The following is a 14,167-nucleotide window of genomic DNA, read 5'->3' as shown; positions in this document are numbered from 1 at the left end:
AACCTGACTAGACCGTAGGAGTGGGAAGCGTGGAGTAATCCACGAGGCCTGTGCTCTCCAGTAGGGACATGTGCTTCATGACGACGTTGACCGCCGTCGTGGCGAATTCGCGGACCAGATCGTTTCGGGTTCCCGCCCGTACGGCGGCGACGACCGCGAAGACCTTGCCGTGGGCGTTTCTGAGCCGGTCGACGAAGATCTGGTCGAACTGGGGTCCCCTGGCTCCCGACATCTCGTCGAGCCATCCCTGCTGATCGGGGTTGGGCTCGTTGGGCAACAGGACGCCGAGCTTGTCGGCCAGGGCGCGCACCTCGGCGTCGAGCTTGGTGTGGTCGGTCACCAGGTGCATGCCGACGTCCTTGACCTTGTCGCTGTTCGAGCGATCCTGGGCCCATCGGCCGGCGGGGATCTCCCAGAGTCCTGCCCACCGGACCCGCACGAGCAGGTCGCGGTCGGCCGGGCTGAGGGGGCCCCACTGCGTCTGAGTCCAACCCGCCTGGGCCGCCTCACCTCGAGGGACGACCACGACCACGGCGATGGCCGCGGCGAAGAGGAAGACGCCGAACACCAGGAGTTCCCCAAACCGGAACCGCATCGTGCCTCCTTTCGTGACCTTCGGTGGGAGGTACGCGGAGGTGTGGCGGGAGGTTCAGGAAATAGTCAGAAATGACTGGAGTTGGCGGAGTCGAGTACAGGCGAGGAAAACTGATGCAAACATGTGCCCGTGCGTCGACAACTCGACAGCCGGTTCGTGCGTCAGGACTCCTACGGCGACCCTGATCGGGACGATCATCTGATCAGGGAGCTGTATCAGGAGTTCGGCGGTCCGCTACTGCGTCAGGTGCGGAAGACGACCGGAAACGACCTGCAATGGGCCGAGGACGTGGTCCAGGAGACGCTTGTTCGCGCGTGGCGTAACTCCGCGAAGCTGACCTGGGAACCCGGCCTCCTGTGGGCCTGGCTCTTGACCGTGGCCCGTCGCATCGTGATCGACGGGCGCCGGCGCCGGGGCGTCCGCCCCAGAGAGGTGGAGGCCCCGGAAGAGGACACCATCGCCGTGCCGGACGGCTCCGACCGCACACTGTCGGCGATCGTGGTCGCCGACGCATTACGCGGACTGTCCACTCAGCACCGAGAAGTTATCGAAGAGACATACTTACGGGACCGTACGGTAAGCGAAGCGGCTGAGATTCTGGGCATTCCGCCGGGTACCGTGAAATCGAGGCTCTTCTATGCCCTGCGCGCTCTGCGCTCGGCACTGAAGGAAAGGGGGGTGGCCAGCTGATGTCCGCGTCGTCGGAACACTTCGATGTGGCCGCCTATGCCCTTGGAGTGCTCGATGACGACGACGTCGAGGCGTTCGAGCGCCATCTCGACGACTGCGCGCAGTGCCGGTCGGAATTGCTGGAGAGCCAGGACGTTCCCGGTATGCTCGACGCGGTCAAGGCTGACTCCGTGTCCCCCGAGCGGACCCGCCCCTGAGTCGCCTGTACGTTAAGTTGACGTATGGGGCCTTTTCGGGTGATATCGGGTGCGGTGGTGCCGCTCTTCCTGTCAATGGGGACCGGGAGATGGTGCGCCACCAAAGGAGTGGTGCATGGCTGCGACGCCGGATCAACGAGCCCGGACCGCGGACGCCTCGCTTCCTCCGCGTAGTTTCGGCGAGGAGGGCGCTCGCCTCTCCTATGGCGACTATCTCCGACTGAGAGATCTTCTCGCCCAGCAGGCGCCCCAGTCGGGCGCCAGCGACGAATTGCTCTTCATCACCATCCATCAGGTCTACGAACTGTGGTTCAAGCTGCTCCTGCACGAGTTGGAGCGCATCAGGGACGCGATGGCCGGCGGTGAGCTCTGGCACGCCAGGCACCTGTTCCGCCGGGTTCACGCCGTCGAGCGGGTCCTCGTCGAGCAGGTCCAGGTGCTGGAGACCATGACCCCGCAGGACTTCCTGGAGTTCCGCTCGGTGCTCGCGCCGGCCAGCGGGTTCCAGTCGGTCCAGTTCCGCGAGCTCGAGTTCCTCTCCGGGGTCAAGGACGAGGCCTACCTCGCCCGGCTCCGGGACGCCGACGACGCGGAACTCGCCAGGCTCAGGCGGCGGCTGGCCGAACCCACGCTGTGGGATGCTTACCTCACCGCACTCTCCCAGCGTGGCCTGGCCGTCTCCGATGCGGAGATCATGGACTCCCTGCTGGCCGTGGCCAGGGACCGCGGATCGTACGACGATCTGTGGGAACTGGCCGAAGATCTGCTGACGCACGACGAGACCACCGCCCATTGGCGGATGCGTCACGTTCAGATGGTCGAGCGCCAGATCGGCACCAAATCGGGTACGGGCGGCTCGTCAGGGGCGCCGTACCTCCGCGGGCGCACACGAATGCAGTTCTTTCCCCTCCTGTGGGAATTAAGGGCCTGGCTGTAAACCTAAAAGCTCACAAAGGGGTGAGTAGCGACATGCCGCTCGATATGGCGCAAAATTCGCAGGAAGCGCTGGACGAGCTTCTCCGTACCGCAGCCGAGAGGTGCGCCCACGCACCCGGTGCGCCGGGCGACGTGGAGGAGGTGCTGGCCTTCCTCCGGCGGTACTACCTCCATGTCCCCGTCGAGGACCTGGCCGACCGTGATCCCGTGGACGTGTTCGGACCGGCCGTCTCCCATCGGCACCTGGCCGAGCACCGGCCGCAGGGCCGGGCGGTGGTCCGGGCCTACACGCCGACGCTGGAGGAGAACGGCTGGGATCCCGGCCGCTCCGTGGTCCAGATCGTCACCGACGACATGCCCTTCCTGCTCGACTCGGTGACGAGCGAGATCGACAGGCACGAGCTGGGCACCCACCTGATCGTCCATCCGCAGATGCAGGTGCGCCGTGACGTGACCGGCGCGCTGGCGGCCGGAGCGGGCCAGGAGGACGTCGCCGGGCGGGCGGAGGTCACCGGCCAGTCGCTCCGCGAGTCGTGGATGCACATCGAGATCGACCGCCAGTCCGACCCCGCCGTGCTCAAGCAGCTGGAAGTCGATCTGCAGCGGGTCCTGCTCGACGTGCGCAGCGCCGTCGAGGACTTCGCCAAGATGCGGGCGCTGGCCGTGCAGACGGCCGACGAGCTGTCGGCCGCCCCGCCTCCGCTCGACCCCGCCGGCGTCGAGGACAGCCAGGAGCTGCTCCGATGGCTGGCCGACGGCCATTTCACCTTCCTCGGCACCCGGGAGTACCGCCTGGTGGAGACCGAGGGGGGAGAGAATCTGCGGGCCGTCCCCGGCACCGGGCTCGGCATCCTGCGGGCCGACAAGGCCGGGTCGGACAGCTTCGCCGCAATGCCGCCCGCGATGCGGGCGAAGGCGAGGGAGAAGCAGGTCCTGATCGTCACGAAGGCCAACAGCCGCGCGACCGTCTACCGCCCGCAGTACCTCGACTACATCGGCGTCAAGTTCTTCTCCCAGGACGGCGAGGTGATCGGTGAGCGCCGGTTCCTCGGGCTGTTCACCCACGTGGCGTACAACGAGTCGATCTCCAGGGTCCCCGTGCTGCGGCGCAAGCTCGGCGAGGTCCTCGACCGGGCGGGGCTTCCCCCGGACAGCCACGACGGCAAGGACCTCATCGAGATCCTGGAGACCTACCCCCGCGCCGAGCTCTTCCAGACCTCCGTCGACGAGCTGCTGCGCATCGCGCTCGGCGTCCTCAGGCTGCGCGAACGCAAGCAGGTCAAGCTCTTCCTGCGCCGCGACGACTACGGCCGCTACATCTCCTGCCTGATCTTCCTGCCGCGCGACCGCTACACGACCAAGGTCCGCCTGGCCATGCAGCAGCTCCTGCTCAAGGCGCTCGGCGGCACCACGCTCGACTACAGCGCGATGATCGGCGAGTCGGCGCTGGCCCGGCTGCACGTGGTGATCCGCGGCGAGCGCGGCAAACCGCTCGGCGACCTCCCCGACGACGTCGAGGAGCTGGAGACGCGTCTCGCGGCCGTCACCCGCTCCTGGGAGGACGACCTGGCCGCCGCCATCAACGAGCTGTGCACGGAGGAGGAGGCGCCCGCGCTGATCCGCCGGTACAGCACGGCCTTCCCTGAGGGGTACAAGGCCGACTTCCCGCCGCGTACGGCGGTGGCCGACCTCAGGAGGCTGGAGCAGCTCGCCGAGGACCCGGCCGAGATCGGCATGAACCTCTACGAGCCGTACGGCGCGGCAGAGGGCGAGCGGCGCTTCAAGCTGTACCGGATGGGCGCGCCCATCTCGCTGTCCCGCGTGTTGCCGCTGCTCCAGCGGATGGGCGTCGAGGTGGTCGACGAGCGCCCGTACGAGGTGGACCGGGACCACGACCAGGACACCCAGGACGCCTGGATCTACGACTTCGGCCTGCGGTACGCGCCCGCCGACGACGTGGACCGCGACGAGTTCAAGCAGTTGTTCCAGGACGCGTTCGGCGCGCTGTGGCGCGGAGACGTGGAGAACGACGGCTTCAACGCGCTCGTGCTGGCCGGCGGCCTGACCTGGGAACAGGCCGAGATCCTGCGGGCCTACGCCAAGTACCTCCGCCAGGCGGGCACCACGTTCAGCCAGAGCTACATCGAGCGCGTGCTGCTCGGCAACGTCCGGCTGGCGCGCCTGCTGGTCAGGCTCTTCGAGGCGCGCCTCGACCCGAGGCGGCCCGACGACGGCAGAACCGAGGTGTGCGAGGCGCTCACGGAGGAGATCCTCGCCTCGCTCGACGAGGTGGTCTCGCTCGACGAGGACCGCATCCTCAGGGCCTACCTTGAGATGATCACCGCCACCCTGCGGACCAACGTCTTCCAGACCGCCGGCGCCGAGGGCAGGGACGCCGGAGCGGGCGGCAGCCGGTTCGTCTCCGGCCGGCGCAAGCCGTACATGGCGCTGAAGTTCGACCCGCAGGCGATCAGCGTGCTGCCGCTGCCGCGGCCGAAGTACGAGATCTTCGTCTACTCGCCGAGGGTCGAGGGCGTGCACCTGCGGTTCGGCAAGGTCGCCCGCGGCGGCCTGCGCTGGTCCGATCGCATGGAGGACTTCCGCACGGAGGTCCTCGGCCTCGTCAAGGCCCAGACCGTGAAGAACACCGTCATCGTGCCCACGGGCTCCAAGGGCGGGTTCGTCGTCAAGCGTCCCCCGGCGGGCGGACGCGACGAGCAGCTGGCCGAGGGCATCGCCTGCTACCGCCAGTTCATCTCCGGCCTGCTCGACCTGACCGACAACCTGGTCGCCGGCGAGGTCGTGCCCCCGCCCGACGTCGTACGGCACGACGGCGACGACACCTACCTGGTGGTGGCCGCCGACAAGGGCACGGCGACGTTCTCCGACATCGCCAACGAGGTGTCCAAGGAGTACGCCTTCTGGCTCGGGGACGCGTTCGCCTCCGGCGGTTCGGTCGGCTACGACCACAAGGCCATGGGCATCACCGCCAAGGGCGCGTGGGAGTCGGTGCGCTACCACTTCCGCACGATCGGCGTCGACGTCCAGACGACCGACTTCACCGTCGTCGGCGTCGGCGACATGTCAGGCGACGTGTTCGGCAACGGCATGTTGTTGTCGGAGCACATCCGGCTGGTCGCCGCGTTCGACCACCGGCACGTGTTCGTCGACCCCTCGCCCGACGCCGCCCGCGGGTTCGCCGAGCGGAGCAGGCTCTTCGCGTTGCCGCGCAGCTCCTGGGCCGACTACGACCGGGCGCTCATCTCGAGCGGCGGCGGCGTGTGGCCGCGGACCGCCAAGTCCGTTCCCGTGTCCCCGCAGATGCGGGCCGCGCTCGGCATTCCGGCGGGCGTCACCGCGCTCGCCCCCAACGAGCTGATCAGCGCCATCCTCAAGGCCCCGGTGGACCTGCTCTGGAACGGCGGCATCGGCACCTACGTCAAGGCCACGTCCGAGACCCACGCCGACGTGGGGGACAAGGCCAACGACGCCCTCCGGATCAACGGCGCCGACCTGCGCTGCAAGGTCGTGGGAGAGGGCGGGAACCTCGGCCTCACCCAGCTGGCGAGGATCGAGTTCGCGCTGGGCGGCGGGCTGGTCAACACCGACTTCATCGACAACTCGGCCGGGGTGGACACCTCCGACCACGAGGTCAACATCAAGATTCTGCTGAACCAGGTCGTCCGCGACGGCGAGATGACCGACAAGCAGCGCAACCAGCTCTTCCTCGAGATGACCGACGAGGTGGGCGAGCTGGTGCTCGACGACAACTACGCCCAGAACGTGGTGCTGGCCGCCTCGCGCGCCCAGGCGTCCTCGATGTTGCACATCCACGCCCGCTACCTGCGGCGCTTGGAGCGGGCGGGACTGGTCGACCGCCAGCTGGAGTTCCTGCCGTCGGACAAGATGCTGGCCGAGCGCCGGCAGGCCGGCCTGGGGCTGACCGCGCCGGAGTTCGCGGTCCTGCTCGCCTACACCAAGCACGTGGTGGACGCCGAGCTGCTCGCCTCGGACATCCCCGACGATCCGTACCTGGCGTCGTGGCTCGTGTCCTACTTCCCCTCGGCCCTGCGGCAGCGCCTGCGCGCGTACATGGACTCCCACCCGCTGCGCCGGGAGATCATCACCACCCGCGTCGTGAACGACGTGGTCAACGCGGGCGGGACCAGCTTCGTGTTCCGCTTCGGGGAGGAGACCGGCGCCTCGACGGCCGACGTCGTCCGGGCGTACCTGGTGACCCGTGAGGTGTTCGACCTGGCCGCCTTCCGCCGCCAGGTCGAGTCGCTGGACAACAAGGTCGAGACGGCGACGCAGCTCGCGATGCTCTTCGAGGCCAGGAAGCTGTCCGAGCGCGGCACCCGCTGGCTGCTCGGCAACCGCCGGCCTCCGCTCGACCTCGCGTCCACCGCCAAGGCGTTCATCGAGGGCTCCAACGGCCTGCTTCCGCACCTTCCGAAGCTCCTCACCGGCCCCGACCTGGTGGCGTACGAGGAGAGGCGGGACTCCTTCGCGGCCCGCGGGGTGCCGGACGACCTGGCCGAGCGGGTGGCCTCGATGGTGCCCGCGTACTCCACGTTCGACCTGGTGGAGATCTCCTCGTTCACGGGGCGGCCGGTGGACGAGGTGGCCGAGGTCTACTTCGACCTGGCCGACCGGCTCCAGCTCGCGCGGCTCAGGGAGCGGGTCATCCACCTGCCGCGGGACAGCAGGTGGAACTCGATGGCCAGGTCCGCGCTGCGGGACGACCTGTACGCGGCCCACGCCACGCTGACCCGTGACGTGCTGATCCACAGCAAGCCCGGACTGTCGCCCGAGGAACGGCTGGCCAGCTGGTCGGAGGCGAACAACGCCGCCGTCGAACGGGCGAGGCAGACGTTGTCGGAGATCTGGGAGAGCGACACCTTCGACCTCGCGACGCTCTCGGTGGCGCTGCGGGCCGTCCGGACCCTGGTCGCGACGAGCAACCTGCCGCACGCCGAGTCGTGAGGCCGGTGATCAGGTCGCGGTGGCCCTGGTGACGACGCTGTCGTAGGCGATGACACGAGCGGGCGCGGTGGACGTCTTGGACGGCACCGCGCTCACGTACTGCTGCGTCTCCTCGATCCGGCGCTCTTTCCTGATGAACGGGTTCTTCAGAGTCCAGCGGGCCGCCGGGGGGATCAGCACCGGGCGGCCCTCGCTGCACTTGATCTCGGGCGTCCACGTCGAGGTGCGCGACAGCGTGTAGAAGACGAGGCCGCCCCCGTTGACGGTGCGCATTGCGAAGATCGGATAGTTCGCGGCGATGGCGAAGATGGACCGGTAGTCCATGCAGTCCTTGTCCCTGGCCCTGTCCTGGTCGGCCGTGATCGCCGCCGCGAAGCCGGTCGTCTGCGGGCCCGGAGCGATCAGCCCCGAGGCGTAGCCGTCCTGCCCCTCCTCGGCGACCGTGGCGTGCAGGGGACCCATCAGGTTGGGGCTGACCGCGATGCTCCCGTCACGGGAGTCGAGCGCCGTCGCATAGCCCTCGGCGTCCGTGGCGATCGCCGGCGGCTCGTCGCCCGGGTAGATCAGGGACTCGAAGCTGTTCTGCCACCGCGAGGCCGCGTCCGGCCGCGTGAAGGCGAACACGGCCATGCGGACGTCGCCCTTCGAGGTGCGGCGCTGGGCCGTCGCGGCGAACCACTGGAGGCCCGCTCTGGCGCTCTGCCGGGGCACGAACACCTTGGGGTGCGACCAGGTGTAGCGAGGCGGCTTGGCGCCGGAGGAGTGGATCTGGGCCGCCGTGATGGGGCGCTGGGCGTCACGGGCGAGTGAGAGCGCCCACCTGTCCGCGCCCGCCACCCTGAGGACCTCGTCGGTGGCGATGAAACCCTCGAACGCCTTTTCGGCATCCTTGATCGTCACGGCCTGCGGCTCGGGGCTCGGGCTCGGCGCCGGAGCGCTCGACGTGGCCGCGGCGGGGCTCGCCGACGGCGTCGGCGGCGCAGCGCTCGTGCAGGCGGCAACCGTGCCGGCGAGCAGCGCCACGGCGAGCGCACTCCGGACGACCCCGTTCACGCCAGCCTCCTAGGACAAGGATCCACATGCTAGCCGAGGTGCGAGACCCGATGACGTCCTCGGTTCGCGTACCCTTTACAGACGTGGCAGTCATCGATCCGGCCGAAGAGATCGGCGAGCTTACCGGCACACTCAGGGGCATCCAGGATGTGCTCGACCTCGACGCCCTGCGCAAGCAGGTCGTCGATCTGGAGGCGCAGGCTGCCGCTCCTGACCTGTGGAACGACCCTGAACAGGCGCAGAAGGTCACCAGCAGGCTGTCCCACCTGCAGAGTGAGATCAACCGCGTCGAGGGTCTGGCCCGCCGCCTGGAGGACCTGCCGGTCCTGTTCGAGCTGGCGGCCGAGGAGGGCGACGAGGACGCGCTGGCCGAGGCCGAGAGGGAACTGGCCTCGCTCAAGTCCGACGTCGGCGCGCTCGAGGTCCGGACCCTCCTGGCGGGCGAGTACGACTCGCGGGAGGCGCTCGTCACGATCAACTCCCAGGCCGGCGGCGTCGACGCGGCCGACTGGGCGCAGATGCTGCTCCGCATGTATCTGCGGTGGGCGGAGCGCCACGGGTACTCGACCGAGGTCTACGACACCTCCTACGCCGAGGAGGCCGGCATCAAGTCGGCCACCTTCGTGATCAAGACGCCCTACGCGTACGGCACGCTCAGGGGAGAGCACGGGACCCACCGCCTGGTCCGGATCAGCCCGTTCGACAACCAGGGCCGCCGCCAGACCTCCTTCGCCGGAGTGGACGTGGTCCCGGTCGTGGAGCAGACCGACCACATCGACATCAACGAGGACGACCTCCGCGTCGATGTCTACCGGTCGTCGGGCCCCGGCGGTCAGGGAGTGAACACGACCGACTCCGCCGTCCGGATCACCCACATCCCGACCGGCATCGTGGTGTCCTGCCAGAACGAGCGGTCCCAGCTCCAGAACCGGGCCTCCGCGATGGCCGTGCTGTCCGCGAAGCTGCTGGAGCGCAAGCGCCAGGAGGAGGCGGCCGCGATGAACGAGCTTCGCGGCGAGACCACCACCTCGTGGGGCACGCAGATCCGCAACTACGTGCTGCACCCGTACCAGATCGTCAAGGACCTGCGCTCCGGGGTCGAGGCGGGCAACCCGAGCGCCGTCCTGGACGGCGACCTCGACGAGTTCATCGAGGGCGAGATCCGGTGGATGCGCCGCCAGGAGGCGCACTGAGCGGGGCCCGGCGGCCCGCTGACGCGGGTCGGCGGGTCTAGTACCCGCTGATGTGGGACAGGGCCAGCAACGCGACGGCGAGCAGTACGGCCAGTGCGATGAGCACGGGCGAAAGACCCATGAACCCGTGGTGGTGAAGCTTGGCGCGTCCTTCGCGGCAGACGGGGCACCGGCCCTCCACCACAGGGCCCGCGCAGGCCGCGCAGATCAGATGTTCGCAGCTCATAGCACCCTTACCATCCTATGATCCAAGGCCTAATCGTTTTGTTTCCGTTATGGACGTTCCATGCCAGTGTTACCCCTACACTGAGGTACGGCCAACCGGAACGTCGATCGAAACTTACGGTCTCCCTCCGTGTTGGATGTCCAACCCCCTAGACTGGCTTGCCGTGATGCGCCCGTGATCCATTTCGATAATGTCAGCAAGGTCTACGCGAACCAAAACCGGCCTGCCCTCGACCACGTGAGCGTGGACGTCGACAAGGGCGAGTTCGTGTTCCTCGTCGGTCCCTCCGGATCAGGGAAGTCCACCTTCCTTCGCCTGGTCCTCAAGGAGGAGCGGCCCAACTCCGGGGCGATCCATGTCGCCGGCAAGGACCTCTCCCGCCTGTCCAACTTCAAGGTTCCCCACCTGCGGCGCCGGATCGGATGCGTCTTCCAGGACTTCCGGCTGCTGCCCAACAAGAACGTCTACGAGAACGTGGCGTTCGCGCTCGAGGTCATCGGCAAGCCGCGGCGGTTCATCCGCAAGGTCGTGCCGGAGGTCATCGAGCTGGTCGGCCTCGAGGGCAAGGCGCACCGTATGCCCGACGAGCTCTCCGGCGGCGAGCAGCAGCGCGTCGCGATGGCTCGGGCCTTCGTCAACCGGCCCATGATCCTGCTGGCCGACGAGCCCACCGGAAACATCGACCCCGCGACGAGCATCGGCATCATGAAGGTGCTCGACCGCATCAACAGGACCGGCACCACCGTCCTCATGGCCACACACGATGCCGCCATCGTCGACTCCATGCGCAAGCGCGTGGTGGAGCTGGAGGACGGAAAGATCGTCCGCGACCAGTCGCGTGGCGTCTACGGTCAGGCTTATTAGGAGTAACTGCGAGCATGCGGGCCAACTTCATCTTCTCCGAGGTCTGGATCGGCCTTCGCCGTAACCTCACGATGACCATCGCCGTCATCGTGACGGTCGCGGTCGGCATGGCACTGCTCGGCATCGGGCTGATGATCAACTCTCAGGTCTCGTCCATGACCAGCTACTGGACCGACAAGGTCGAACTGTCGGTCTTCCTGTGCAAGAAGGACGACGTCTTCCCGTCCTGTAAGAACAAGCCCCCGCTCAACGACGAGCAGAAGGCGGCGCTGAAGCAGACGATCTCGGGCATGCCCGAGGTCGAGCGGGTCGACTTCGAGGACCAGGCCCAGGCGTACAAGAACTTTCAGGAGCAGCAGGGCAACAGCCTGCTGCTGTCGGTCGTGCAGCCCGACGACCTGCCGGAGTCCTTCCGCGTCAAGCTCAAGGACCCCAACAACGCCGGCGCCGTCACCGAGAGCATCACGGGTCAAGAGGGCGTCTCCAACATCGTCAACCAGCGCCAGATCCTGGACACCTACTTCGGATTCCTGGGCAAGCTGAGGAACATGGCCCTGGGTGTGGCCATCCTGATGGTGTTCGCGGCGACGCTGCTGATCGGCAACACGGTCCGCCTGTCGGCCTACAACCGGCGACGGGAGACCGGCATCATGCGGCTGGTCGGCGCGTCGAACATCTACATCCAGTTGCCGTTCGTGATGGAGGGTGTGATCGCGGGCCTCATCGGCGGCGTCTTCGCCGCGGTCCTGCTGATCGTCACCAAGATCTTGCTGTTCGAGGGCATCCAGACCTACATGGCCATCCCTCTCGGATGGAACACGGTCGCGGGTGTGATCACCTTCACCATGGCCGTCGGCGTGGTGATCTGTGTTCTCGCCTCGTTCATCACGCTCCGTCGTTACCTGCGCGTGTGACCGGTGGGCGGTCTCCCGAGCGTACGCGCACGTCGTTTCCGCCCCCCGCGTCAACGGTAGGCTCCCTGTATGCCACGTGAGATCGGGCGAAAACTGATCGCCCAGAACAAGCGTGCCCGGCACGAGTACTTCATCGAGGACACCTATGAGGCCGGGCTCGTGCTGACCGGCACCGAGGTGAAGTCGCTCCGCGCGGGCAAGGCCAACCTCACCGACGGCTACGCCTCGGTGGAGAACGGCGAGGCGTGGCTGATCAACGTGTACATCCCGGAGTACAGCCAGGGCACGTGGACCAACCACGCCGCACGGCGCACGCGCAAGCTGCTGCTGCACGGCAAGGAGATCAGCAAGATCAGCGCCACGCTCAAGGAGCGGGGCCTGACCCTGATCCCGCTCGCCATGTACTTCAAGGACGGGAAGGCCAAGATCGAAATCGGCGTCGCCCGGGGTAAGAAGGACTACGACAAACGGCAGACCCTGATGGAGAAGCAGGCGAACCGGGACATGGCCCGCGCCATGTCCAACGCGGTCCGCCGCCGGGGGGGCCGCTAGGCCGTGTCCGTGCACGCGAGAGTCCTGCGCGCCGCGCTGGCGATCGGCCTGGTGACGCCGATGCTCACCGGCTGCTTCGAGGAACCGTCACCGCACGAGGCCGTCCGGGACTTCCTGGTCGGGTGGCAGACCGGTGACTACGCCGACGCCGCCCAGCGGGTCGACGGCGATCCGGCCACCGTGCGCGGCGCCCTGCAGAGCTTCGAGGTGCAGCTCGACGCCGCCTCGATCCGGTTCTCGATGAAGGGCATCCAGCGCAACGGCGACGACGCCCGGGCCGAGTTCCACGCCCAGGTCGACCTGGGGGAGAACAACCCGCTGTGGGAGTACGACGGCGCCCTGCCGCTGCACCTGGTGGACGGCGTGTGGAAGGTCCGCTGGTCGCCGAGCATCATCCATCCTGATCTGCACGCGGGGCAGCGGCTCGCCGTGGCGACCGTGCCGGAGGGCCGCAAGCCCATCCTCGACAACCAGGGCAACCCGCTGCAGGAGGAGACCAAGCTCTACGTGGCCGGGGTCTATCCCGCGAAGGTCAAGGACCCGGGCCGGCTGTGCGACCAGCTCTCGAAGATCACCGGCTTCGCCCAGGACCGGCTGCTGAGCCGGATCCTCTCCTCGCCGCCGCGCGACTTCGTCCCGCTCGCGACCTTCGGCGGCACCAAGTACGCCAGCATCCAGGCCAAGCTGGCGGTGATCAAGGACCTCGAGATCCAGCCGGACACCCCGCCGGTCGCCCCGAAGTCGCCCGTCCAGATCGTGGGCCGGGTCGCGGCGATCACGCCGGAGGCCGAGCAGCAACTCGGCGGGCCGCAGCGGGCGGGCGACACCGTGGGCCGCGACGGCCTCCAGAAGGCCTACCAGGACCAGCTGACGGGCTCGACGGAGACCCGCGTCGTCATCCTGGACACCAAGACGTCAGACCAGGTCAAGGAGCTCAAGGCCTGGCCCGGGCGGAAGAACGACTCCGTCCGGACGACGATCGACAGCCGCGTCCAGAAGGCCGGCGACGGCGCCGTGGCCGGCTCCCGGCCGACCGCCCTCGTCGCCGTGAACGCGACCACGGGCGAGATCCTCGCGGTTTCGACGAACCAGCTCAACCAGGAGAAGGACGCGCTCGCCGGGAAGTACCCGCCCGGCACGACGTTCTCGATCATCGCCTCCGACGCGCTCCTCGAGAACGGCCTGACCCCGTCGCAGAAGGTGCCCTGCAGCGCCGACCGAACGGTCGGCGGCGCGCGCTTCGTCCAGCCCGGACTGCTGTCGCCCGCGACCCCCACGTTCTCGGGGGACTTCGCGCAGGGGTGCGTGACGGCGCTGGCCTCCCTGGCCAGGCGGGTCGACGGGCGCGCCCTCGCCGACAGCGCCACCGAGTTCGGCATCGGCGGAGACTGGGGCCTGCCGCTCAAGACCTTCACCGGGTCGGTTCCTGAGGCGACGACCGACGCGGCCGTGGCCAGGCTGATCGCCGGCACGAGCGTTCAGGTGAGCCCCCTGTCGATGGCGCTGGTGGCGGCGGCGGTCGACTCCGGCACCTGGCGGCCTCCCGTGCTCGTCACCTCGCCCTCCACGCCGGACGCCTCGGCCGAGGCGCCTCCGGCCGCCCCGATGCCGCCGAAGGTGCTCGACCCCGCCATGGTCGGGACGTTGCGCACTCTGATGCGCTGGGGCGTCACGAAAGGCACCGCCAAGAGCGCCGCGGCGCGGGGGGGTCCCGTGCACGGTGTGGCCTCTGAGGTGACCCAGGTCGTGAAGAAGAAGCGCACCAACCTGTCGTGGTTCGTCGGCTGGCAGGGCGACGTGGCCGTCGCCGTGCTCTCCCACAGCGCCGACGCGACGACGTCCGCGGGCATCGCGGGGGACTTCTTCAGCTATCTGCAGAGGCAGACGCAGGCGCAGACGCAGACCTGAAAAATTTCCGTCCCACAGGCAACCATCGAGGCCGTCCGTGGCGTCTTTCTCAG

General features: G+C 68.3%; 12 protein-coding genes. 9 read left to right on the top strand and 3 right to left on the bottom strand.

The annotated features are described in order from the left end of the window. Window positions 1–7 precede the first annotated feature (7 nt). On the bottom strand, window positions 8–595 hold the full coding sequence (locus Pph01_RS28410) for a DUF4142 domain-containing protein (protein WP_204076226.1): 588 nt from the start codon (window positions 593–595) through the stop codon (window positions 8–10). A 156-nt stretch (window positions 596–751) separates the two neighbouring features. Between Pph01_RS28410 and Pph01_RS28405 the strand changes: the two genes are divergently transcribed. The 4 genes from Pph01_RS28405 (at window position 752) to Pph01_RS28390 (ending at window position 7,404) form a co-directional block, all read left to right on the top strand. Further along, window positions 752–1,285 (top strand): sigma-70 family RNA polymerase sigma factor, encoded by a 534-nt coding sequence (locus Pph01_RS28405; protein ID WP_204076225.1) that lies wholly within the window; start codon window positions 752–754, stop codon window positions 1,283–1,285. Beyond that, complete coding sequence (locus tag Pph01_RS28400; RefSeq protein ID WP_204076224.1) at window positions 1,285–1,482, top strand: zf-HC2 domain-containing protein; 198 nt, start codon at window positions 1,285–1,287, stop codon at window positions 1,480–1,482. Before Pph01_RS28405 ends, Pph01_RS28400 begins: the two co-directional genes overlap by 1 nt. 115 nt (window positions 1,483–1,597) lie before the next feature. Then, a complete protein-coding gene (locus Pph01_RS28395; protein ID WP_204076223.1) occupies window positions 1,598–2,419 on the top strand; it encodes a tryptophan 2,3-dioxygenase in 822 nt (273 codons plus the stop codon). A gap of 44 nt (window positions 2,420–2,463) precedes the next feature. Continuing rightward, the gene (locus tag Pph01_RS28390; RefSeq protein WP_373315689.1) at window positions 2,464–7,404 is read left to right on the top strand and encodes an NAD-glutamate dehydrogenase; all 4,941 of its coding nucleotides are present in this window, start codon (window positions 2,464–2,466) and stop codon (window positions 7,402–7,404) included. Between the two features lie 9 nt (window positions 7,405–7,413). Here Pph01_RS28390 and Pph01_RS28385 read toward each other — a convergent pair whose 3' ends face one another. Further along, on the bottom strand, window positions 7,414–8,457 hold the full coding sequence (locus Pph01_RS28385; RefSeq protein WP_204076221.1) for a DUF8094 domain-containing protein: 1,044 nt from the start codon (window positions 8,455–8,457) through the stop codon (window positions 7,414–7,416). Window positions 8,458–8,540: 83 nt separating this feature from the next. On the opposite strand from Pph01_RS28385, the gene prfB reads away from it, so the two are divergent. Beyond that, window positions 8,541–9,650: a peptide chain release factor 2 gene (prfB, locus tag Pph01_RS28380; RefSeq protein WP_204076220.1), complete on the top strand. Its 1,110-nt coding sequence runs from the start codon at window positions 8,541–8,543 to the stop codon at window positions 9,648–9,650. A 37-nt stretch (window positions 9,651–9,687) separates the two neighbouring features. On the opposite strand, the gene Pph01_RS28375 is transcribed toward prfB, so the two are convergent. Next, complete coding sequence (locus tag Pph01_RS28375; protein ID WP_204076219.1) at window positions 9,688–9,876, bottom strand: hypothetical protein; 189 nt, start codon at window positions 9,874–9,876, stop codon at window positions 9,688–9,690. A 174-nt stretch (window positions 9,877–10,050) separates the two neighbouring features. On the opposite strand from Pph01_RS28375, the gene ftsE reads away from it, so the two are divergent. From ftsE to Pph01_RS28355, 4 genes are all read left to right on the top strand, one after another. Then, window positions 10,051–10,740, top strand: a complete 690-nt coding sequence (gene ftsE / locus Pph01_RS28370; RefSeq protein WP_203885078.1) for a cell division ATP-binding protein FtsE — start codon at window positions 10,051–10,053, stop codon at window positions 10,738–10,740. A 14-nt stretch (window positions 10,741–10,754) separates the two neighbouring features. Further along, window positions 10,755–11,654 (top strand): permease-like cell division protein FtsX, encoded by a 900-nt coding sequence (gene ftsX / locus Pph01_RS28365; RefSeq protein WP_204076218.1) that lies wholly within the window; start codon window positions 10,755–10,757, stop codon window positions 11,652–11,654. Between the two features lie 69 nt (window positions 11,655–11,723). Further along, window positions 11,724–12,206, top strand: a complete 483-nt coding sequence (gene smpB / locus Pph01_RS28360; RefSeq protein WP_204076217.1) for an SsrA-binding protein SmpB — start codon at window positions 11,724–11,726, stop codon at window positions 12,204–12,206. A gap of 9 nt (window positions 12,207–12,215) precedes the next feature. Beyond that, window positions 12,216–14,114, top strand: coding sequence for a penicillin-binding transpeptidase domain-containing protein (locus Pph01_RS28355; protein ID WP_239117075.1), 1,899 nt, complete (start codon window positions 12,216–12,218; stop codon window positions 14,112–14,114). Window positions 14,115–14,167: the final 53 nt, after the last annotated feature.

The sequence above is a fragment of the Planotetraspora phitsanulokensis genome, assembly GCF_016863295.1.
GTDB classification, from domain to species: domain Bacteria; phylum Actinomycetota; class Actinomycetes; order Streptosporangiales; family Streptosporangiaceae; genus Planotetraspora; species Planotetraspora phitsanulokensis.
Note: the sequence above shows the minus strand (reverse complement) of the source record. Positions and strands in the feature narration are given on the sequence as shown.